The 19,328-nt window shown below is 62.5% G+C and carries 27 protein-coding genes; 22 read left to right on the top strand and 5 right to left on the bottom strand.

All coding sequences use genetic code 11. The features are described 5' to 3' along the window. Positions 1-2 precede the first annotated feature (2 nt). From JQ575_RS05385 to JQ575_RS05320, 14 genes are all read left to right on the top strand, one after another. Positions 3-410 (top strand): hypothetical protein, encoded by a 408-nt coding sequence (locus JQ575_RS05385; RefSeq protein ID WP_212032212.1) that lies wholly within the window; start codon positions 3-5, stop codon positions 408-410. Further along, a complete protein-coding gene (locus JQ575_RS05380; RefSeq protein ID WP_212032211.1) occupies positions 410-2,356 on the top strand; it encodes a hypothetical protein in 1,947 nt (648 codons plus the stop codon). The genes JQ575_RS05385 and JQ575_RS05380 overlap by 1 nt, the downstream gene beginning before the upstream one ends. Continuing rightward, entirely contained in the window at positions 2,356-2,592 is a 237-nt protein-coding gene (locus JQ575_RS05375) for a hypothetical protein (RefSeq protein WP_212032210.1), read from the top strand. Before JQ575_RS05380 ends, JQ575_RS05375 begins: the two co-directional genes overlap by 1 nt. A 38-nt stretch (positions 2,593-2,630) precedes the next feature. Further along, complete coding sequence (locus JQ575_RS05370) at positions 2,631-3,653, top strand: hypothetical protein (protein WP_212032209.1); 1,023 nt, start codon at positions 2,631-2,633, stop codon at positions 3,651-3,653. A gap of 14 nt (positions 3,654-3,667) precedes the next feature. Next, positions 3,668-5,290: a hypothetical protein gene (locus JQ575_RS05365; protein ID WP_212032208.1), complete on the top strand. Its 1,623-nt coding sequence runs from the start codon at positions 3,668-3,670 to the stop codon at positions 5,288-5,290. Between the two features lie 68 nt (positions 5,291-5,358). After that, complete coding sequence (locus JQ575_RS05360) at positions 5,359-6,762, top strand: glycoside hydrolase family 19 protein (protein ID WP_212032207.1); 1,404 nt, start codon at positions 5,359-5,361, stop codon at positions 6,760-6,762. Further along, on the top strand, positions 6,759-7,025 hold the full coding sequence (locus tag JQ575_RS05355; protein ID WP_212032206.1) for a hypothetical protein: 267 nt from the start codon (positions 6,759-6,761) through the stop codon (positions 7,023-7,025). The genes JQ575_RS05360 and JQ575_RS05355 overlap by 4 nt, the downstream gene beginning before the upstream one ends. Beyond that, positions 7,022-7,486: a hypothetical protein gene (locus JQ575_RS05350; RefSeq protein WP_212032205.1), complete on the top strand. Its 465-nt coding sequence runs from the start codon at positions 7,022-7,024 to the stop codon at positions 7,484-7,486. The genes JQ575_RS05355 and JQ575_RS05350 overlap by 4 nt, the downstream gene beginning before the upstream one ends. Then, positions 7,483-7,914 (top strand): hypothetical protein, encoded by a 432-nt coding sequence (locus tag JQ575_RS05345; protein WP_212032204.1) that lies wholly within the window; start codon positions 7,483-7,485, stop codon positions 7,912-7,914. The genes JQ575_RS05350 and JQ575_RS05345 overlap by 4 nt, the downstream gene beginning before the upstream one ends. Then, positions 7,901-8,197, top strand: a complete 297-nt coding sequence (locus tag JQ575_RS05340; protein ID WP_212032203.1) for a hypothetical protein — start codon at positions 7,901-7,903, stop codon at positions 8,195-8,197. The genes JQ575_RS05345 and JQ575_RS05340 overlap by 14 nt, the downstream gene beginning before the upstream one ends. A gap of 32 nt (positions 8,198-8,229) precedes the next feature. Then, positions 8,230-8,814, top strand: coding sequence for a hypothetical protein (locus JQ575_RS44420; protein ID WP_249166453.1), 585 nt, complete (start codon positions 8,230-8,232; stop codon positions 8,812-8,814). Next, positions 8,811-8,966 carry a hypothetical protein gene (locus JQ575_RS05330; protein WP_212032202.1) on the top strand — a complete coding sequence of 52 codons (156 nt, stop codon included), beginning with the start codon at positions 8,811-8,813 and terminating at the stop codon, positions 8,964-8,966. Before JQ575_RS44420 ends, JQ575_RS05330 begins: the two co-directional genes overlap by 4 nt. A gap of 53 nt (positions 8,967-9,019) precedes the next feature. Next, positions 9,020-9,271, top strand: a complete 252-nt coding sequence (locus JQ575_RS05325) for a hypothetical protein (protein WP_212032201.1) — start codon at positions 9,020-9,022, stop codon at positions 9,269-9,271. 126 nt (positions 9,272-9,397) lie between these two features. Continuing rightward, a complete protein-coding gene (locus tag JQ575_RS05320; protein WP_212032200.1) occupies positions 9,398-10,057 on the top strand; it encodes a hypothetical protein in 660 nt (219 codons plus the stop codon). A gap of 289 nt (positions 10,058-10,346) precedes the next feature. Here JQ575_RS05320 and JQ575_RS05315 read toward each other — a convergent pair whose 3' ends face one another. The 5 genes from JQ575_RS05315 to JQ575_RS05295 form a co-directional block, all read right to left on the bottom strand. Then, positions 10,347-11,075, bottom strand: coding sequence for a hypothetical protein (locus JQ575_RS05315; RefSeq protein ID WP_212032199.1), 729 nt, complete (start codon positions 11,073-11,075; stop codon positions 10,347-10,349). A gap of 142 nt (positions 11,076-11,217) precedes the next feature. Beyond that, positions 11,218-11,562: a hypothetical protein gene (locus JQ575_RS05310; protein ID WP_212032198.1), complete on the bottom strand. Its 345-nt coding sequence runs from the start codon at positions 11,560-11,562 to the stop codon at positions 11,218-11,220. 211 nt (positions 11,563-11,773) lie between these two features. Continuing rightward, a complete protein-coding gene (locus tag JQ575_RS05305) occupies positions 11,774-12,037 on the bottom strand; it encodes a hypothetical protein (protein WP_212032197.1) in 264 nt (87 codons plus the stop codon). Between the two features lie 342 nt (positions 12,038-12,379). Beyond that, a complete protein-coding gene (locus tag JQ575_RS05300) occupies positions 12,380-12,583 on the bottom strand; it encodes a hypothetical protein (RefSeq protein ID WP_212032196.1) in 204 nt (67 codons plus the stop codon). Continuing rightward, the gene (locus JQ575_RS05295; protein WP_212032195.1) at positions 12,580-12,939 is read right to left on the bottom strand and encodes a hypothetical protein; all 360 of its coding nucleotides are present in this window, start codon (positions 12,937-12,939) and stop codon (positions 12,580-12,582) included. The genes JQ575_RS05300 and JQ575_RS05295 overlap by 4 nt, the downstream gene beginning before the upstream one ends. A 480-nt stretch (positions 12,940-13,419) precedes the next feature. Between JQ575_RS05295 and JQ575_RS05290 the strand changes: the two genes are divergently transcribed. The 8 genes from JQ575_RS05290 to nuoF are packed head-to-tail and all read left to right on the top strand — an operon-like array spanning position 13,420 to position 19,328. Further along, a complete protein-coding gene (locus tag JQ575_RS05290; RefSeq protein ID WP_192733458.1) occupies positions 13,420-13,785 on the top strand; it encodes an NADH-quinone oxidoreductase subunit A in 366 nt (121 codons plus the stop codon). After that, positions 13,776-14,372 (top strand): NADH-quinone oxidoreductase subunit B family protein, encoded by a 597-nt coding sequence (locus JQ575_RS05285; RefSeq protein WP_192733457.1) that lies wholly within the window; start codon positions 13,776-13,778, stop codon positions 14,370-14,372. The genes JQ575_RS05290 and JQ575_RS05285 overlap by 10 nt, the downstream gene beginning before the upstream one ends. 12 nt (positions 14,373-14,384) lie before the next feature. Beyond that, positions 14,385-14,996 (top strand): NADH-quinone oxidoreductase subunit C, encoded by a 612-nt coding sequence (locus tag JQ575_RS05280; protein WP_212032194.1) that lies wholly within the window; start codon positions 14,385-14,387, stop codon positions 14,994-14,996. A gap of 2 nt (positions 14,997-14,998) precedes the next feature. Further along, positions 14,999-16,189 (top strand): NADH-quinone oxidoreductase subunit D, encoded by a 1,191-nt coding sequence (locus JQ575_RS05275; RefSeq protein ID WP_192733455.1) that lies wholly within the window; start codon positions 14,999-15,001, stop codon positions 16,187-16,189. Beyond that, a complete protein-coding gene (locus tag JQ575_RS05270; RefSeq protein ID WP_212032193.1) occupies positions 16,189-17,157 on the top strand; it encodes an FkbM family methyltransferase in 969 nt (322 codons plus the stop codon). The genes JQ575_RS05275 and JQ575_RS05270 overlap by 1 nt, the downstream gene beginning before the upstream one ends. A 3-nt stretch (positions 17,158-17,160) precedes the next feature. After that, complete coding sequence (gene nuoE, locus JQ575_RS05265) at positions 17,161-17,772, top strand: NADH-quinone oxidoreductase subunit NuoE (RefSeq protein ID WP_212032192.1); 612 nt, start codon at positions 17,161-17,163, stop codon at positions 17,770-17,772. Beyond that, entirely contained in the window at positions 17,769-17,984 is a 216-nt protein-coding gene (locus JQ575_RS05260; protein WP_212032191.1) for a hypothetical protein, read from the top strand. Before nuoE ends, JQ575_RS05260 begins: the two co-directional genes overlap by 4 nt. Positions 17,985-18,002: 18 nt before the next feature. Next, positions 18,003-19,328 carry an NADH-quinone oxidoreductase subunit NuoF gene (gene nuoF, locus JQ575_RS05255; protein WP_212032190.1) on the top strand — a complete coding sequence of 442 codons (1,326 nt, stop codon included), beginning with the start codon at positions 18,003-18,005 and terminating at the stop codon, positions 19,326-19,328.

Genomic DNA, 19,328 nt, shown 5'->3' with positions numbered 1-19,328 from the left:
AAATGGCATTGTCCGATTCCACACTGCTGGGCCTGACCCGCACCGGCGGCGGCTTTACGCTCGCCGAATTTTCCGCGCGCGGCATTTCGATGCAGATGTCGGAGATCGACGAGGCCGCCGACATCGTCCGCGATGTCAACTACAACCTGATCAACCTGCTCGACGGCATCACCGCGGCGCAAAAATACAAGTTCTCGCTGTCCTGCGAGGACATGGAATCGCCCGGCTTTGCCGCCCATGGCGACGGCCGGATCGCGTTTCGCAAGGGCGACAAGGCGACCCTGATCTGCCTGCCGGACCTCGGCGCCACCGCGCAGCAGACCTTCACCGTGATGAACCTGGGCTGGACGGTGACGCGCGACGAGTGGAATTCGATCACCTCCTGGTCGCTCGAACTGGAGGAAGTCTGATGCCGGTTGCGATCGAGCACGCCGGCGGCGGCCCGGTCTATTTCGCCTGGGTCGGGCCGGACGAGACCAGTTTCGAGGCCGAGCACGTCCGCTACGACGAATACATTCTCAAGCTCGAGATCGACCTGGAGGAAGGCAAGATCCCGGTCGCGACGCTCGACATGATCAATCCGGGCTCGGACTGGTGGCTGGCGCCGGGTCGCGAGCGCTGGGCATGGATCGCGTTCGACAGCGATGAGGGCATCGTGCCGAAATTCTTCGGTCGCGTGCTGGCGCTGCCCTCGAAGATGTTCGGCGCGATCGTCACGGTGAAATTCTACGCCAAGCCGCTGGACTATCTGGCGCTCAAGCAGGCGGCGGCGAACGCGCTCAAGGTGCTGCCGTACTACGACAAGGTTTTCATCGATCCGTCCTATGTCGACGATCCCGACACCGTGCTCGAGGGCTATTCGGCGAGCTGGCATTTCGATCCGGTCACCGGCGCCGTCTCGATCAGCGACTACATCAATGGCGAGGCCGGCGAGCTGAGCTTTGCGGAGAGCGAGATCGTCGGCGACACGCTGTCCTTTACGCTCGGCGATCCGCCGCCGCGCGCGGTCAAGGTCGACGCCACCGTGACCTATACGCAGCGGGCGGCGGGCGCGATCGATATCGGCCGCAACGAGTTCATCAGCGTGACCGGGCAGGGGCTCTACGATGGCTGGCCGAAACCGGGCGCCTCGCTCGGGGCGGGGTGGAGCGTCAAATCGTCCCGCGCGGTCGATCGAAACGGCGTGCTCACCGCCACGGTGCCGCACCACGAGTTCCACTTCAAGAACCGCGACAAGGTCCATGCCAACGGCGACGCATTGTCGGTCGACGTGACGCTGGACGGGCCAGCGTTTCCTTGGCCGAACCTGATCAGCCTGAGCGAGAGCAGCAAGGCCACGTTCGGTGATCCGGATACCGGGCAGGCCCCCTCGCTTCAGGCACAGAGTAGCGGCACCTCCGTGTTGACCTGGCATGTCCAGACCGAGCTTGAGCTGCAATATGACGCGGCGCGGGAGCGCACCGAGCATTTGATGTTCACGCTGGCGCTGGAATCGCAGGCCATCCTGTCCGACGATGACGGCACCGACGACATCGAGACCCTGACGTTCACCGGCGCCGATGTCGGCCAGCCGCTGCCCGGCGAGAGCGAGCCGCCGATCGGCGACTTGTCCCGGCGTTCGTATTTTCCGATCGACCGCGGCCTGCAGAGCGTCGCCGGCCGCATCTGCGTCGCCCGCGCCCATCTGTTGTCCAAGGCGCGGCCGGCGGAGATCAGCTTTTCGCCGACCTCGTTTTCCCGCGCACTCGGCGTCACCCTGCGCCACACCGTGCGCGCGCATGATGCGCGGCGGCTGCCGGGCGGCGAGGCGGCCGGCAAGGTCGTCAACGTCAAGATCATCGCCGACGGCGGCAAATTCTCAAGCAGCATCACCGCCAAGGGCGCGATCGGCCTCGGCGGCTCGGTCGTGGCGGTCGAGGGCACGCCGAGCTACGTCGATGCCGACGTGCTGGGGCCGGAGGTGCAGCTGTTCACGGGGCGGAAGCTGGTGCTGGCCGGCGCCGACTGCGTCTATTCGCTGCCGGTCGACGGCGTCAATGATGACGGGCTGAGCTTTCCGCTGACCTATGACCAGGTGGTGGTGCGCAGCGAGACGCTGACCTCCGTGGAGACGGAGGAAGAGATCATGGAGCGCATGAGGGCCGCCGGCGCGGGCGGCGCGTCGAACGCTGATGTGTTCGGGCTCGCCGCCTCCAAGGAGCAAGAGGCGGCCTTTGCCAAGGCCGCGCTGGAAGGGTCGCGCAAATGGTACGAGCTGGAGCTCAAGCCGGTCGCCGATCTCTCCTTCGAATATTCCTTCGATATCACCGCCGGCCCGCTGCGGGTTCTGGCGCAGAACGATCTCGGGGGTGTCTGATGGGCTTTGAAAACATCGTCCGCCCGTTCCAGTCGGTCGACGTCAGCTATCCGCGCCGCATCGTCAAGGTCGACAGCACGCCGCCCGAAAATGTCGTGCTCAAGGTCGGCGATGGCGGCGGCGGCATCAAGACGTTGCAGTTTTCCTACTCCTATTCGATGACCGGCTACATGAACAAGGTGCAGAAGGAACTCATCCAGGGCGGCGACACGGGCACCTATGCGCCCAGCATCTGATCGTCGCGTTCGATAGAAAATCTCCAAAGGAAACCCAGATGGCTGACCTGACGCGCCGGGGCGATCTCGATCGCCCGCTCAACGCCGCCGAGTTCGACGCGAATATCGACAATTTCGACGAGCGCCTGCTCGCGATCGAGGACGCCGAGACCGAATTTCCGATCGAGGACATCACCGCGGCCGGCGACCAGCTGACGTTCGAATTGGCGAACGACACCTCCAAGTCGGTGACGATTCCGGTTCCGCGCTACAACCCGCGCATCTATGCCGGGGGCGCGGTGCTCGCGAAATACGACGTGTTCCCGTTCAACGGCTCGCTCTGGCTGGTGATCTGGCCGCATACCGCGGCCGCCGAATTCGTCGCCGGCGCCAATGACGGGCTCGGCCATGACTATTATTTCGAGCTGTTGCCCAATCCCGGCAACGCGCTGCCGGAGGGCGGCGAACTCGGCCAGCTGCTGCTCAAGCTGTCGGGCACCAATTTCGACATCGGCTGGCGCTTCCTCAACGCGATCCATGTCGCATTCGATCCCTCCAGCGAGAGCGACCTGACATCGGACACGGTCGCCGAAGCGCTGGAGGAGTTGGAAGCACTGATCGCCAGCGCGGTCGGCGGGGTGGCCTTCGAGGCGACCGAGATCGACTATTCGCCCTCCAGCGCCAGCGCGCTGGCAGCGGACAATGTCGGTGATGCGCTGGACGAAATTGCCGAGCGGTCGATCTCCGATTTCGCCGGCAACCTCAGCCCGGTGCAATCGCGCAACGCCGTGCTGGCGCTCGATACCTTCGGCACCGTCGCGCTCGACCCGGACCTGGCCGAGGTGTTTTCGGTGACGCCGACCACGGATATCACGCTGGATGCGGTGAGCGCGCCGGAGGGTGCCCGTGTGACGTTGATTGTCACGACCGTCGGCACTTCCAGCTACAACATCACCTTTGGCGCCAACTTCGTTTCGGCGGGCGTGCTGGCGAGCGGCACCGTGAATGCCAAGACGTTCTCGATCGAGTTCGTGGGCAACGGCGTCAAGCTGGTCGAGACCGGCCGCACCGCGGCGATGTAAGGCCTGAAGACAAAATGGCCGATCTCAACGCGCTGATCCGACCGTTCCAGGCGGTCGACGTCAGCTATCCGCGCCGCATCGTCAAATCGGACGCCGTGGCGCCGGACAATGTGGTGCTCAAGGTCGGCGACGGCGGCGGCGGCATCAAGACGCTGTCCTATTCCTATTCCTACTCGATGACCGGCTACATGGAGAAAAAGGCGAAGGAGGTCGAGGTGGAGCCCGAGGCCGCGCCGGACGGGCGCGAGCGCCACGTCAAGCGGATCCCCGGCAAGAGAAAGAAAAGCGACGGCTCGGTCGAGAAGGTGCCCGGCACCTATATCGACGTCGAGCGGATCGACAGCATGACCACGGAGGAGGGCAGCGGCCCCGACTACCAGAAGACCAAGACCAAGCTGAAATGGTATCTCGATGACAACGGCAACGATCCGAATCCGTCGCGCAAGCGGAGCACCATCGAGGTCACCTTTCCCGAAAACCCGGACGTGTTTTTCGAGCTCGATGTCAACGATGCGATCTCGGTGCGCGACGATGACCAGGTGATCAGGCGGCGCTTTGACAACTCGGCGGACAATTCGCGTCGCCGACACAGTGGCGCGGTTCGCCGCGTCAAGCATTACGACACGCCCTATGACGACGATCCGAACTACGAGGACGGCGGCATCATCCGCGGCTACCAGAAGACGCCTGGCACCAAGGATGACGATCAGTATCTCGACGTCGAGATCCCCGGCGAATTTGGCTTTGATGATTATCGCCTGCAAAAAAGCGCGCAGCCAAACTACTTCGAGCACTGGCAGCGCACGTCGACCAGGCTCAACAACGGCTATCTGATCGATCAGACCGACCTGCCCGACAAGGGCTACGGCGACAGCGAGATCAATCCGCCGTATCGGCTCGATCCGTTTCAGAACATCGTCAATGTGAAGCTTGGTCTCGACGTGATCGTGGTGCTGTTGAAAAGAGAAGCCACTCAAGTTGGTGCAACGGCGGTTGGAATCAGCGTGATCGATGACGCGGCAGAATTCCTCAGGAGCTGGAGCACGCCCTACGCGACCGGTCCCGGCGGTTTTCCGACCTTTGCCTACAAGGTGTCGGCCAGTGCCGGGCAGTTCATCCGGACTACGGCATCGCAAGGGTCGGTGATCGCAATGGCTTTCGCCATCATGCCGGGGCAGGACGGACTGGAGAAGAGCCTGTCGCGGGCCGAGCAGGGTGCGCGCCGCGTGCTGCCGGCCACGTTTTTGTTCGGCTCCACGAGCGATCCGGGACTGCCTGCCGACATTGCGCCTCCGGGATTGCTGTGGGTCGTGGAAACGTTGAGCGCGGCCGTCATCAGTGTGGTGTGGAAAATACGGTATGGAAAGCACCGGGACGATCAAAACAGCACCCCAAGTGATGTGATGGTGCAGTGCTATCCGCTCAGCGGCCCCGGGCTCGGCTACGAGATTTACGCCTACCGGCTGGACCGGCTGGGGACCGGAACGGTTTACAGCAAGCGCGCCGATGCTGAGAACGACCAGGCGCAGAACCTGCCGTCGGCGTGGAATCAGATCATTAATCCGGTGGGCGGCTCGGGCGCCAAGGGCATCCGCTACAGCGACCCACCACCATTGATTGGTGTTGATCTCGTTTAACTGCACGGCGCGATCAGGATCGCGCAGCCGATCCAGATTTTCCAGACCATTATCCGGAGATAGAGCGCATGATCACTTCAGCGCAAGTGAAAGCCATTGCCGGCGCCGGCGCGAGGCCCGCGCTAGTCTCGGCGATCGTGGGGGGCTGGCCAAGCGCGGTGGCTAAGGCGAAGCTGACCACGAAGCTGCGCGCGGCGCATTTCCTGGCGCAGATCATGACCGAGACCGGCGGGCTGCAGATCCTAGAGGAATCGGGCGCCTATTCGGCGAGCCGGATGATGGTCATTTTCGGCGAGGGCCGTCACTCCGCCAACATCACGCCGGCAGAAGCCCGGCGCATTGCGGCGCTGCCGGTCAGCCAGCGCGGCCCGGTCCTGTTCAACCGCGTCTATGGCGTCGGCAATCTGCGCAAGATGCGCGAGTTCAACAACACCGGGGCGAACGACGGCTGGCTCTATCGCGGCGGCGGCATGATGCAAGCGACGGGCAAGAGCAACTATGCGGCGATGGAAAAGAAAACCGGCCTGCCGCTGGTCGCGCATCCCGAGCTGCTGCACCAGCCTGCCTCGGCGTTCACCGCGGCCTATCTGGAATGGATCCAGGATGGTCGCTGCAACGCCGCCGCCGATCGCGACGATGTGGTGGCCGTGCGCCGGATCATCAACGGCGGCAGCAACGGGCTCGCCGAGTGCAAGGTGTTTCTGGCCAAAGCCAAAAAGGTGCTGGCGGATTATTCAGCGGCCCCAGCGCAGTCATTCGTTGCCGAGCCCGAGATCGAGCCCCAGTTCGACGCTGCCGATACGGCCGCCGCCATCGACGAGATCGACCAGGGGCCAGCGCCGGCCGGCGAGGACACGTCGGCGACCCCTGCGGCGGCGATCGACGATCCCGCGCTCTATGCGGTCAAGCGCCGCCTCAAGGCGATGAACTATAATTGCGGCGTGCTGAATGGCGAGTGGGGCGGCATGACCGCCGGCGCAATCGCCGGGTTCATCAATGACCGCGGCGGGCAGATTGCCGCGCCGGCCTCGCTCGCGGCCTTCAACGAAGTGAGGGAAGAGATCCGCGCCGAGCTGCAGCGCGCCGAGGATGAAAATCCGCCATTCGTGCGGCCGGTCTCAGAGGCCCGCAAGAATGCCGATCCGGCGATTGTCGACAAAGTGGCGCCGGAGGTGGTGCCGGTGCGGCGCAATTTCCTGCTGACCGCCTGGACCGCGGTCGGCACGTTTTTCGCCGGCATCGTCAATTCGGCGTCAGATTACATTTCGCAGGCCTGGGATTTTGTCACCGACCACAAGGAGGATCTGCCGAGTGATCCCGGTTTTCTCTCTAGCGCCTGGCAGTATCTCGGCGAGGTACCGGCGCTGGTGTGGTGGACGTTGGCCGCGCTCGGCATCGGCGTCGTCGCTTTCAATTCCTGGAGCGGGGTGAAGAAAATCACCGAGCAGGTCAAAACGGGGGCGCGGCAATGATCACGGGCATTTTCGAGGCGATCAAACTGTTCGGGATGCTGAAATCGTTCGGCATCCTGGTCGCGGTCGTGGCCGCGCTTGCAATCGGTTACGGCGTCTGGCGCCACAAGGTGTTCCGCGAGGGCTACGCGCGGGCGCTTTCCGACATCGCAGCCAATGACACGGCCGCGGTCGGCCGCGCAACTGACCTGCGCAAGACCTGGCGCGAGTGCCGCGATCGCGGCGGCCGCTGGGACCAGGCGGCCGGGAGGTGTGGATCATGATCGCGCGTGTGGTGGTGCTGCTCGCGCTATTGACGCTGCTCGGCGGCTGCATGCAGGCGACGATCGGCTCGGTCGCCGGCGGCGAGTGCAAGATCTTCGAACGGCCGACCTATGTCGTGCTCGGCAAACGGCCCTATGACCAGGACTGGATCGACAGCCAGGTCGAGGGCGGCGTCGGTGGCTGCAAATGGAAGCGGCCCGCGCAGCGCCCGCCGGAGCTCGACGCCAAGGCCGGTCAGGTCGTCATCAAGCCCGCGCCGGCGAAGCGTCGCGGCATCATCAAGCGGATCCGCTACCGGATCCTGCCGGCGCCAAAGCCGGCGGAAAAACCAACATGGCCGCCGGCCGCCGCGCCGATCGCGCCCGTCCTCAACCCGCCGCCGCCACCCGTTGCAAAGCCGCCGGAGAAACCAAGATCGGCGCTCGACGAGCTGCTCGATCCGTCGGGGCGCGGTAAATGACCCTGCGCAACCTGGTCGACCACTTCGAGAACCGGCTGTTCGAGCTCGCCACCACCGCGATGATGCTCGGGCTGGCGGTGCTGATCGCGCTATGGCCCGATGCGATCGCGGCGAGTGCGTTCCGCTATCTGCTGCTGGTGCTGTCGCCGGCCTGGCTTGGCGGCGGGTTCTGCATCGCCGGCACGCTGCGCCTGGCGGCGCTGGTCGCCAATGGCAGCTGGCCGTTCTACGGCCCTATCCTCCGCGCGATCGGCGCGCTGAGCGGTGCGATGATCTGGTGCCAGATGTGCATCGCGCTTGTCCTTCTGATCCCGAATGTCGGGTCGACGCCTTCACCCGGAATCCCGGTCTATCTGGTTTTGACCATCTTCGAGCTGTTCTCGATGTATCGGGCCCTGGTGCTGGTGAACCGTGATGACATTCGTTGAGAAGGTCTATGACGGGCTCTTTAACTTTCCCGTTCAATCGGCCGCGGCACTGGTGATCATTCTGCTGGCGCTGCCGCTGATCCGCAGCGGGCTTCGCGAGAAGCCGCCGGCGCCGCCGCCGCAGCCGGTTCCGATCGAAGTCGAATCCGCCTGGATGATCCAGAACCTGACGCGGATGCAGATGGACATCGAGAACATCAAGGGCCGGCTCGACGTGCTGTCCAGCCAGGTCAAGGGCGTTGCGGCGCTGCTGAAGCGTCGCGAACGGCGCAAGCCGAAGTAAGGCGTCTGTTTCCCAAATCGAAAGGCATCACCATGTTGAAAACCGTCCTCGCGGCGTGCGTCTTGCTGTGCGCACTCACGATCAACGCAGAAGCCCGCCAGCGTCATAAAGCGATCGGACTTCACCCGGAGTGCAACGTCACCATGCCCTGCGTGGCGCCCTCGGCTTCGACGCCGGACCAGGTCCGGGTCATCCGTGGCCGCTACATCGCCCGGCAAATGGGATTTGGTGCCGCGATCGAGCGGCGCGCTGTACGAGATTCCAAAGCCCGGCGATCGGCGGCCTCGTTTGAGGCGGCAAAAATTAACATCGCGGCACAGGTCGTCGCGCATCCGTCCGGCTGCCCGTCGCGCGCCTTCTGTGGCTGCGGGGCGGCGGTGCGCGTGTTCGGCGCGCCGATCCGCTCGCTATGGTTGGCAGCGAACTGGTTCAAATTCCCGCGCGCGGCGCCGGCGGCCGGGATGGTCGCGGTCCGCCGGCATCATGTGTTCGTGCTCGAAGCCCACCTCGGCGGCGACACCTGGCAGGTCTACGACGCCAACTCCGGCAGGCGTCTGACGCGCATCCATGCCCGCTCGATCGCCGGCTATGTGATCGTCAACCCGCGCGCAGGATGAGTGAAACTAAATTCACCGCCGCGATGGCGGCGATCGTGATCGTTGTCGCGATCACCATCGTCGCCGGCAATGCGACATGGATCGGTGCGATCATCGGCATCAGTGTCCTGGTGATTGTGGTCGCGGCCATCGTCGGGCTGGCGGGATTTTAGCGTAGCCCTGTGTCCGCCGCCGGACGGCATCCGGTAAAAAAGGAGAAGACGAAATGTCCAAAATCACCATGCGCGCCAAGATGCAAGTCAACAAGGTCGAACGGTTCAACGGCTCCGACCGTATTACCTGCAACGCCGTCGCGCGATCGTCGGCCTATCCGGAAGACGGCAGCGATGAAGACAACACCTATGCCAAGTTCAGCCCGTCCGGCGAATTGTCCCTGACGATCGCAAACCCGGTGTTGCTGGGTGTGATCGAGCCGGGCCAGAAGTTCTATCTGGACTTCACGCCGGCCGCCGAGTGATCGCTGCAACAGGGTAGGCGGCGCGTTTTAGGCGATGGCGACGCCGCTGCCCGTTTGGGCGTTTGCTCCCAAGACTTAAGCCCGCGGCAGATGTCCCCTGCCGCGGGCTTTTTCGTGGATTTGGTGTTGATCTCTGCCGCGATCTTTAATCTATTGCGCTGGATGTTGGTTTATCATGATAACGACTATGAAGCACATTTGGAGCGTCGAGCGCATCCGTACGCGCACGACGATCCCGCGCATTGCTGCATTGACCTTCGCAGCCATCCGGAGCTGACCGAGGAGACCCTCGCAGATTTTAAACCGTACGCGGATCGCGGAGCCGTACAACGGCTCTACGGCCTGGTGCGTTGGCTGAACGGCGCTGACTCGATTTTCGAAACTAATGATTCGGCATTTCAAGCCCCACCTTATCCGAACCCACAAAGAGACCAGTTTAAGCGTGATCTACAAGTTATGGGTCGTCTGACATTCTTCTTCCGCGACCTGCGCATTAACACTCGCCCGGCGATGATCGATTGGCTTTGTGAGAGTCTGGAAGAGCAGATCGCTCTGCAGCAACGTACTCTTCAATTTGGCTGTATTTCGTATGCTCGCTTCCCGCACTACTTCGCGGCGCTTGACGGCAATCCGTTTGAAACCGCCGATGGCGATGCGCTGGCCCTGAAGTTTTGGGCGTGGGGCAACACCGACGAAGAGGTTTTTGAAAATCTCGATATGCTGTTTGACGGCATGCGTGGCGCGCTGATAGCCATTTCCGATTTTGCGAAGGCAAGATTAAGATAATGACGATTGCGGGAATAACTCGGACACGAAAACGGCCTCAGCTCGGGGGACGTCGCTGAGGCCGCTGCCTTTCGAGGACGTGCCGGGGGCGGCCCGGCACGCCGCTTTAATCCGCCCCTAGCGCGAAGGTTCCTATCTCGGCAGGGCCCGTCGTCCCGGCGTCAGCGCGCCCTAGCCTCCGCCGCATGGCACGGCGCTTCGTTTCCAGAAACTCGGTCAGCCTGGCCTCATCCGAGCTGAAGCGCTCCCACGCTTGCTTGCCGCTTGAACGCCGGTGGCAGATGATCAGCTAGTAAAATGTCGCACTTTCGCCCAGTCTCGCTTTCTTGCGAGCGAAATAGGCAAGATCACTGTTCAAAATCCAGTCGAAATCGCATGCATTCATCCTAAAAAAATAGGATGGATCTATTTGCATCTGACCTACTTGCTCCGCGGGCCGAGTGGACTGGCCCAAGCCTTTGAGCATCCATTGGCGACCCCACCATGCGCAAAAGTCGGCAGGTTGTAGAAGTATGTGTTTTTGCTCCGTGCCGAAAGTTGGTTTGACCATGATCCGAGCCGCCGCATCCGGTGGCGCCGAAGCACGGAAGCGGTCCCACGCTGCGAGCACCAGCTTTTCATCCAAGTTTTGATGATCGAAGAAGAATTCGATCTGTTCGCCGCCTAATTGGCGTAGTTTCGCGGTGAAGCCAATCAAGCTTGTGAAGGCGAAGAAATAAGGGTTGAGCATCAATTGTTCGGGGTGCTGCTGCATCTTCTCGCGCAGCATTCCGATTTCGAAGCCGATACCAACCGATGCCACCGCGTGTTGCTGTATTAGGTCTCGCAAAATCTTGAGTCTACGAGGGCGCCACCTGTTCGCCTTATTCATTTTGAAAGCGGGAAGATCCCACTCACTGATCGTATGTGACCACTTATCTTTGAGCCTCGCCATCGGTTCTGGGTGCCCGATGATACCCTGCAGTACAAAGACGCCGGGCTCATCGGCTTTGCTATCATCGGCATAGAGGTGCAGCATTGTCTTCTCTGGGAGTGAACGGCAATTAAAGCTCTGCCGTTTAAGAGAGTCGAGTCCTCACTCCCTTCAGGGGCAATGTTGCTTGCTTGGACTGGGCCAATGGTCTTGAGCAGCCTGATGTCAGCAAGATTATGGATGAGCGCTAGATCTGCAACGGCAACGGCAACTGCACGCCGATCTTGCGCCCCAGCTGGCCCTCGATGAAATCCTGCAGGCCTTCGGAAACCTCGCGGCCGTCGGCGCTGATGCGGCGCTCCAGCTCGCGGGCGATGTCTTCGGAGGCGTCGCGCGACCATCCTTCGGAGGGATTGAAGGCGACGACCCGCAGCACGGTGCCGTACTCGCCGGCCAGCAGGTTCTGCATCAGGGCCTGATAGTCGACGCCTTCATCGGTTTCGCGGAAGGCCGCGCCGCTGCTGAAATCTTCAAGGACGATGTAAAAATCCCGGTCCAAACGGTCGTTTGGAATGATCGACGGCGAACTCATACGCAACTCCACACGCCCCTGATCCAAGATAGGACAGGCCTTGCGGATTTGCGAATCGCTCGGACACGAAAAACGGCCCCAGCTCGGGGGACGTCGCTGAGGCCGTTGCCTTTCGAGGATGTGCCGAGGGCGGCCCCGGCACGCGGCTTTAATCCGGCCGCAGGTTCCTTCTCGGCAAGGGCCAGCGCGCGCTAAATCCGCACAAATCGGATCATTTCGACGTGCTGGTGGTGAAGTTTTCCTGGGTGATCGATTGGCCCGGCTGCTCGGCCTTGTCTCGGTTGATGGGGTCGCACCTAGTAGGTGTGCATGAGTAACTAAGAATTCCCCAGCCCCATTGAAGCTCAACCTCTGCCGTGCGCTGCGGCCCGATCGAGCCGATCTCGATCCGCTCGTCATGGATTTCCAGTGCCACGCGGTAGTTGTCGGTCGCCTGCGGATGGTCGACTTTGCGGAGGAAGAGGTTGGCGGGCATGGCCGCGTTGATAGCGCGACCCGACCAAAAAGACACTATAGTGGGGCGGCTGCGGTGTGACACTTTCCTCGCCGCGGGGGTATCCGACCGCAGCCGATTCTGTCACGATTTGTTGAAAAGATTGATGATTTTTCGCCCTGTCACGGCGGAGGCCGCGGGTTCGAGTCCCGTCTCTCGCGCCATTTTTCAATGGCTTAAAGACAAATCCCCCGATCGTCGGACTGGAACTCGGTTGCGTTCACACGCATTCCGATAGTTCCAGCGTGTGGCGGAAGTGGCGGTGCAGCCAACAAAAAAGCCGCCCGAAGGCGGCCGTCTTGCCGGTGCTGAGAACAAAACCCCTTAGCGGACCGCCGAGGTCTGCGAGCTGGTGATGACCACCGGCTTGCCTGCCTTCACGACCTGGGTCGTCTGGGCCGTCTGGGTGAATTCCGAATTGGTGCGCGCCGAGATGCCGAAAGCTGCCACCGCGATACCAGCCACGAGCGCGACAACCACGATCTTCAGGTGGGTCGAACGGTCTGCCGAGTGAATTGAGTGGTTCATGTGATGCCTCCGAGGCGTCTATGCGCCATCTGATGGCAGGAGATGTACGCCTCGTCTGTTTCGGGACGGTTTCGTGGATTCCGTGAAATGGTTTCGTCCGGTGGGTTTTCGGGGCGATTTTGCGCCTTTTCGGCGTCCTTAGGCCGCCTGCCTGTTGTCGCGGCGAAGGCATAGTCAGGCGACGCGGTATGAAATATAAGCAATAACAATAGGATAAGCCGAAATCGGCGCTGCTCACCCGTTGTTTGATGTCCACGCGTATCGACCGGGCGGCCGAGATGAACAGCAGTGCGCCGAGTCGTGACCTCGGCCGACATAAGGGAATTGCGCGCGGTGCCGGCACCGTAGTCGTTCATCAGTTCGTCCCGCTGATCATACCGACCGCGAGCTGGCCGACGCCCCGGCCAGAGCAGGTTGGCGGTCAATCAGGATGAACGCGGACGCCAGCGCTCGCGTGCTCGGCGGCGGTGTGTGTGCGATCGCAAAAGTCGGCCCGAGGCGGAAGCCGACGCCTTGGTTTTGAAATCCTGCGTCAGCATGCACATCGCGAACACCGGAGCGGCGAGCCCGGACATTCTGTTGGCTGATCGGTACACCAATTGCGCGCCGCGCGAGCAGGGTTCGCATGGATCGATTGCGCGAGGAGCACGGCGCGAAACGCTGGCCAGGGTGGCGGCGGGAACGCCCTGCTTTCCTGAGTTGTCCACGGCGCGGCAGCACCGGTCAGACCGCAAAATAGCTTGTCTTGCGCCCTCTGTTGCGCTGCGCTAAGCCTCAAGAATAATTCCAATCAGCGAATCTGCGGCTGTCCGAAACCGCAGGAAAAGGTCCCGCCGATGAACGGCATCCTGCAGAATTACCTTCCACTTATCGTGTTTGTCGGGGTGGCAAGCCTGATCGGTCTGGCGCTGTTGATTGCCCCGTTCCTCGTCGCGTTCCAGCAGCCCGATCCGGAAAAGCTTTCCGCCTATGAATGCGGATTCAACGCTTTTGATGACGCCCGCATGAAGTTCGACGTCCGCTTCTATCTGGTGGCGATCCTTTTCATCATCTTCGACCTCGAAGTGGCGTTCCTGTTTCCGTGGGCGGTGGCGTTCGGCAAGCTCGGCGCCACCGGCTTCTGGTCGATGATGGTGTTCCTCGCCGTCCTCACGGTCGGCTTTGCCTATGAATGGAAGAAAGGCGCGCTCGAATGGGATTGAGCCCCACCGCCGTATCGCACGGGTCTTCGCCGGTGATCGCGCCGGCCGCGACCGGCATTATCGATCCCTCGACCGGCAAGCCGGTCGGCGCCAATGACCCGTACTTCCTCGAGGTCAATCACGAGCTTTCCGACAAGGGCTTCTTCGTCGCCGCGACCGACGATCTCATCACCTGGGCGCGCACCGGCTCGCTGATGTGGATGACGTTCGGTCTGGCCTGCTGCGCCGTCGAGATGATGCAGGTATCGATGCCGCGTTACGACGTCGAGCGCTTCGGCTTTGCGCCGCGCGCTTCGCCGCGGCAGTCCGACGTCATGATCGTTGCGGGTACGCTGACCAACAAAATGGCCCCGGCGCTGCGCAAGGTCTACGACCAGATGCCGGAGCCCCGCTACGTGATCTCGATGGGGTCGTGCGCCAATGGCGGCGGCTATTATCACTATTCCTACTCGGTCGTGCGCGGCTGCGACCGGATCGTGCCGATCGACATCTACGTGCCCGGCTGCCCGCCGACGGCGGAAGCGCTGCTCTACGGCGTGCTGCTGTTGCAGAAGAAGATCCGGCGCATCGGCACCATCGAACGCTAAGGTTTCAGGTCAATGGACGACGGCAAGCTCGACGCCTTGGGGCAGACGATTGTTAGCGCGCTTCCGGGTGCGGCCAGCGGCCATGCGGTCGCGTACAACGAGCTCACGATCACGGTCGACGCGGCCAAAATCGTCGAGGTCGTGAAATTCCTGCGTGACGATCCCTCCTGCCGTTTCGTCAGCATCATCGACGTCACGGCGGTGGATTATCCCGGCCGCGAAAAGCGCTTCGACGTGATCTATCACTTCCTGTCGCCTGTGCTGAACGGGCGCCTCCGCGTGCGCGCCGAGGCCGACGAGACCACGCAGGTGCCCTCGATCATCGACGTGTTTCCCGGCGCCGACTGGTTCGAGCGCGAATGCTACGATCTCTATGGCGTGATCTTCACCGGCCATCCCGACATGCGGCGGCTGCTGACCGATTACGGCTTCGACGGCCATCCGCTGCGCAAGGATTTCCCGCTCACCGGCTTCGTCGAAGTGCGTTACGACGACCAGGAGAAGCGGGTGCTGTACGAACCCGTCCGCCTCAACCAGGAATTCCGCAAATTCGATTTCCTCTCGCCATGGGAGGGCGCCGATTATCCGCTGCCCGGCGACGAGAAAGCGGAGCCGAAGGCCTGACCATGAACGAGCAGAATCTTCGAAATTTCACGATCAACTTCGGACCGCAGCACCCGGCAGCCCATGGCGTGCTTCGCCTCGTGCTCGAGTTGGATGGTGAGGTCGTTGCCCGCGTCGATCCGCATATTGGCCTGCTTCATCGCGGCACCGAAAAGCTGATCGAGCAGAAGACCTATCTGCAGGCGATCCCGTATTTCGACCGGCTCGATTACGTCGCGCCGATGAACCAGGAGCATGCGTTCTGCCTCGCCGCGGAAAAGCTGCTCGGCATCACGGTGCCGCGCCGCGGGCAATTGATCCGCGTGCTCTATAGCGAGATCGGCCGCATCCTGTCGCATCTGCTCAACGTCACCACGCAGGCGATGGACGTCGGCGCGCTGACCCCGCCGCTGTGGGGCTTTGAAGAGCGCGAAAAGCTGATGGTGTTCTATGAGCGCGCTTCGGGCTCGCGCATGCATGCGGCTTACTTCCGCCTCGGCGGCGTGCATCAGGATTTGCCGCCAAAACTGATCGACGACATCGACGCCTGGTGCGATCCGTTCCTGCAGGTCGTCGCCGACCTCGAAACGCTGCTCACCGGCAACCGCATCTTCAAGCAGCGCAACGTCGATATCGGCGTGGTGCCGCTGAAGGAAGCCTGGGAGTGGGGCTTTTCCGGCGTGATGGTGCGTGGCTCCGGCGCGGCCTGGGATCTGCGCAAGGCGCAGCCTTACGAATGCTACGCCGAGATGGATTTCGACATTCCGATCGGCAAGAACGGCGACTGCTACGACCGCTACTGCATCCGGATGGAAGAGATGCGCCAGTCCGTGCGCATCATGAAGCAGTGCATCGCCAAGCTGCGCGCGCCGGACGGGCAGGGGCCTGTCGTCGTCGAGGACAACAAGATCGCGCCGCCGCGTCGTGGCGAGATGAAGCGCTCGATGGAAGCGCTGATCCATCACTTCAAGCTCTACACCGAGGGCGTTCGCGTGCCGGCCGGCGAAGTCTACGCCGCGGTCGAGGCGCCGAAGGGCGAGTTCGGCGTCTACCTGGTCGCCGACGGCAGCAACAAGCCCTACAAGTGCAAGATCCGCGCGCCGGGCTTTGCCCATCTGCAGGCGATGGACCACATCTGCAAGGGCCATCTGCTCGCCGACGTCTCGGCCATCCTCGGTTCGCTCGACATCGTGTTCGGAGAGGTCGATCGGTGATGGCGCAGCCGCCAATCCAGTTTGACCGGGCTTCGGGTGCGCTTGAAGGCGCCAACCCGTGGGAACGGCTGGCTGCGGTGGCGCTGACGCTGGGATCGAAAATATCGTCGAATTTTTCGCATCGCGGCTACAACATGTGCGCCAATCTCCTGCGCAGGACGTTGCCCGAGCGCGACATCGACGTCAGGCTGAATTCGGATGCGACGTTCGCATTCCCCTATGGCGACGGCTACTGGAGCAAGCTGCTCAACCGCTCGTTCGCCTATGAGAACGAACTTGAATTGCTGTTCCGGGAATCGGTCGACGTCGACTACACGCTGCTCGATTGCGGCGCCAATTACGGTTACTGGTCGGTGCTGGTCTCGAGCAAGCCGTTCGGCGCGCACAAGGCGATCGCGATCGAGCCGTCGGGGCAGAATTTTCCAAAACTTGCCAACAACGCCAGACTCAACGGCAACCGCTTCGAGGCGATGAAATGCGCGATCGGCGCCGCGCGCGGCACCGCGCGACTGAGCGGCACCAAGCATGAAGCCTTCAGCATCGCCGGCGACCAGAGCGCCGGCGAGGAAGTGCCGGTGATCGCGCTCGACAATCTGATCGACGACGGCAAGGTTGCGGCCGGCGGAAAATTCCTGATCAAGCTCGACGTCGAAGGCGTCGAGATCGAGGCCATGAAGGGCGGCAAGCGGCTGCTGGAGGCCGACAGCGTGATCCTGTGCGAGGAGCACGGCAACGATCCGCAGCATACCGTCTCGCGCTATATCCTCGACCAGACCCCGCTGAAGCTGATCGTCTACGATCCGCGCAGCAATCGCCTTGAAACCGTGACCGACCTTTCCATCCTCGATCGCATCAAGGTTTCAACCCACGTCGGCTACAACGTGTTCGGCACCGCAAGCGCATTCTGGCTCGACCGGATCAATGCGCTCAATGCGAAAGCCGCAGCCCCGCGCGCAATGAGAGACTGAACGATGTCCGTCCGCCGCCTTGCACCAAAGGAACTGCAGCCCGCGAGCTTTGTGTTCTCCGAGGAGAACCTCGCCTGGGCAAAAAAGCAGATCGAAAAATATCCGCCCGGACGCCAGGCCTCGGCGGTGATCGCGATCCTGTGGCGCGTGCAGGAGCAGCATGAGGGCTGGGTTTCGGAAGCCGCGATCCGCGCGGTCGCGGATCTTCTTGATATGCCCTACATCCGCGTGCTCGAGGTTGCGACCTTCTACACCATGTTCCAGCTGCAGCCAGTCGGCAAGAAAGCCCATGTCCAGGTCTGCGGCACCACGCCGTGCCGCCTGCGCGGCGCGGAAGACATCATCAAGGTGTGTCAGAGCCGCATCCATCACGATCCCTTCCATCTGTCGAAGGACGGCAATTTCAGCTGGGAAGAGGTCGAGTGCCTGGGCGCCTGCGTCAACGCGCCGATGGTGCTGATCTGGAAGGACACCTACGAGGACCTCAATAAGGAGAACTTCGGCAAGGTGCTGGACGGCTTTGCCTCCGGCAATCCGCCAAAGCCCGGACCGCAGATCGACCGTCAGTTCTCGGCGCCGGTGGGCGGTCCGACGACGCTGAAGGAAACCACATGACGCGCGATCGCACATTGCGAGCGGGCGGGCCGGGGAGGACCGCTGCGATGAAGACCTGGCAGTTGATGACCCTTCACGCCCTGGCCGCGGCCACGTTCATTTTTCTGCTGCAGCGCTACGCGCTGAACGCCTCGTTCGATTCCGCCTTGTTGTGGGCGCTGACCTTCGGCGGATGCGCCGCGGGGCTCGCCTACTCTCAGTCCAAACGTTGATCCCGGGAAGTTCTGGTCATGCTCGACGACAAGGATCGCATCTTCAAGAATCTCTACGGCCTGCACGATTGGGGCCTTGAGGGTGCACGCCGCCGCGGCGCCTGGGACGGCACCAAATCGATCATCGACAAGGGCCGCGACTGGATCATCAACGAGATGAAGGCCTCCGGCCTGCGCGGGCGCGGCGGGGCGGGATTTCCGACCGGGCTGAAATGGTCGTTCATGCCCAAGGAATCCACCGACGGCCGGCCGAGCTATCTCGTCGTCAACGCCGACGAGTCCGAGCCCGGCACCTGCAAGGACCGCGAGATCATGCGGCACGATCCGCATCTTCTGGTCGAGGGCTGCTTGCTCGCGAGCTTCGCGATGAACGCGCATGCCTGCTACATCTATGTGCGCGGCGAATTCATCCGGGAGCGCGAGCATCTGCAGGCCGCGATCGACCAGGCCTATGACGCCAAGCTGGTCGGCAAGGACAATCTCAATGGCTGGCCGTTCGACATCTATGTCGCGCATGGCGCCGGCGCCTATATCTGCGGCGAAGAGACCGCGCTCCTGGAAAGCCTCGAAGGCAAGAAGGGCCAGCCGCGGCTGAAGCCGCCATTCCCGGCCAATGTCGGTCTCTATGGCTGCCCGACCACCGTCAACAACGTCGAGTCGATTGCGGTTGCACCCGACATCCTGCGGCGCGGCGCGGCATGGTTCGCCGCGATCGGCCGGCCCAACAATGTCGGCACAAAACTGTTTTGTATTTCCGGCCATGTTGAGCGGCCCTGCAACGTCGAAGAGGCGATGGGGATTCCGTTCCGCGAACTGATCGAGCGCCATTGCGGCGGCATTCGCGGCGGCTGGGACAATCTCAAGGCTGTCATCCCCGGCGGCTCGTCGGTGCGCATGGTGCCGGCCGAACAGATCATCGATACGCCGATGGATTTCGACAGCCTCGGCAAGCTGCGCTCCGGCCTCGGCACCGCGGCTGTCATCGTGATGGACAAGTCGACCGATCTGATCCGGGCGATCGCGCGGATTTCCTATTTCTACAAGCACGAAAGCTGCGGCCAGTGCACGCCGTGCCGCGAAGGCACGGGGTGGATGTGGCGGGTGCTCACCCGCATGGCCGACGGCCGCGCCCACAAGCGCGAAATCGACATGCTGCTTGAGGTGACAAAACAGGTCGAAGGCCACACCATCTGCGCGCTCGGCGATGCCGCGGCGTGGCCGATCCAGGGCCTGATCGCGCATTTCCGGCACGAGATCGAAGAGCGTATCGATCAGTACTCGCACAAGGCCGATATCGACGATATCGGCGTGCGCGACCCCGTCAACATGGTCGCGGCGGAGTGA

This window comes from Bradyrhizobium sp. JYMT SZCCT0428 (genome assembly GCF_018131075.1).
Taxonomy (GTDB): Bacteria; Pseudomonadota; Alphaproteobacteria; order Rhizobiales; family Xanthobacteraceae; genus Bradyrhizobium.
Note: the sequence above shows the minus strand (reverse complement) of the source record. Positions and strands in the feature narration are given on the sequence as shown.

Bases quoted from the DNA above. Each gene is read 5' to 3' on its own strand.
- JQ575_RS05290 (WP_192733458.1), top strand. From the start codon at position 13,420: ATGAACGGCATCCTGCAGAATTACCTTCCACTTATCGTGTTTGTCGGG.
- JQ575_RS05370 (WP_212032209.1), top strand. From the start codon at position 2,631: ATGGCTGACCTGACGCGCCGGGGCGATCTCGATCGCCCGCTCAACGCC.
- JQ575_RS05350 (WP_212032205.1), top strand. From the start codon at position 7,022: ATGATCGCGCGTGTGGTGGTGCTGCTCGCGCTATTGACGCTGCTCGGC.
- JQ575_RS05380 (WP_212032211.1), top strand. From the start codon at position 410: ATGCCGGTTGCGATCGAGCACGCCGGCGGCGGCCCGGTCTATTTCGCC.
- JQ575_RS05385 (WP_212032212.1), top strand. From the start codon at position 3: ATGGCATTGTCCGATTCCACACTGCTGGGCCTGACCCGCACCGGCGGC.
- nuoE (WP_212032192.1), top strand. From the start codon at position 17,161: ATGTCCGTCCGCCGCCTTGCACCAAAGGAACTGCAGCCCGCGAGCTTT.
- JQ575_RS05325 (WP_212032201.1), top strand. From the start codon at position 9,020: ATGTCCAAAATCACCATGCGCGCCAAGATGCAAGTCAACAAGGTCGAA.
- JQ575_RS05360 (WP_212032207.1), top strand. From the start codon at position 5,359: ATGATCACTTCAGCGCAAGTGAAAGCCATTGCCGGCGCCGGCGCGAGG.
- JQ575_RS05275 (WP_192733455.1), top strand. From the start codon at position 14,999: ATGAACGAGCAGAATCTTCGAAATTTCACGATCAACTTCGGACCGCAG.
- JQ575_RS05345 (WP_212032204.1), top strand. From the start codon at position 7,483: ATGACCCTGCGCAACCTGGTCGACCACTTCGAGAACCGGCTGTTCGAG.
- JQ575_RS05315 (WP_212032199.1), bottom strand. From the start codon at position 11,075: ATGCTGCACCTCTATGCCGATGATAGCAAAGCCGATGAGCCCGGCGTC.
- JQ575_RS05270 (WP_212032193.1), top strand. From the start codon at position 16,189: ATGGCGCAGCCGCCAATCCAGTTTGACCGGGCTTCGGGTGCGCTTGAA.
- JQ575_RS05295 (WP_212032195.1), bottom strand. From the start codon at position 12,939: ATGAACGACTACGGTGCCGGCACCGCGCGCAATTCCCTTATGTCGGCC.
- JQ575_RS05340 (WP_212032203.1), top strand. From the start codon at position 7,901: ATGACATTCGTTGAGAAGGTCTATGACGGGCTCTTTAACTTTCCCGTT.
- JQ575_RS05260 (WP_212032191.1), top strand. From the start codon at position 17,769: ATGACGCGCGATCGCACATTGCGAGCGGGCGGGCCGGGGAGGACCGCT.
- JQ575_RS05310 (WP_212032198.1), bottom strand. From the start codon at position 11,562: ATGAGTTCGCCGTCGATCATTCCAAACGACCGTTTGGACCGGGATTTT.
- nuoF (WP_212032190.1), top strand. From the start codon at position 18,003: ATGCTCGACGACAAGGATCGCATCTTCAAGAATCTCTACGGCCTGCAC.
- JQ575_RS05285 (WP_192733457.1), top strand. From the start codon at position 13,776: ATGGGATTGAGCCCCACCGCCGTATCGCACGGGTCTTCGCCGGTGATC.
- JQ575_RS05280 (WP_212032194.1), top strand. From the start codon at position 14,385: ATGGACGACGGCAAGCTCGACGCCTTGGGGCAGACGATTGTTAGCGCG.
- JQ575_RS05305 (WP_212032197.1), bottom strand. From the start codon at position 12,037: ATGCCCGCCAACCTCTTCCTCCGCAAAGTCGACCATCCGCAGGCGACC.
- JQ575_RS05300 (WP_212032196.1), bottom strand. From the start codon at position 12,583: ATGAACCACTCAATTCACTCGGCAGACCGTTCGACCCACCTGAAGATC.
- JQ575_RS05375 (WP_212032210.1), top strand. From the start codon at position 2,356: ATGGGCTTTGAAAACATCGTCCGCCCGTTCCAGTCGGTCGACGTCAGC.
- JQ575_RS05355 (WP_212032206.1), top strand. From the start codon at position 6,759: ATGATCACGGGCATTTTCGAGGCGATCAAACTGTTCGGGATGCTGAAA.
- JQ575_RS05330 (WP_212032202.1), top strand. From the start codon at position 8,811: ATGAGTGAAACTAAATTCACCGCCGCGATGGCGGCGATCGTGATCGTT.
- JQ575_RS05365 (WP_212032208.1), top strand. From the start codon at position 3,668: ATGGCCGATCTCAACGCGCTGATCCGACCGTTCCAGGCGGTCGACGTC.
- JQ575_RS44420 (WP_249166453.1), top strand. From the start codon at position 8,230: ATGTTGAAAACCGTCCTCGCGGCGTGCGTCTTGCTGTGCGCACTCACG.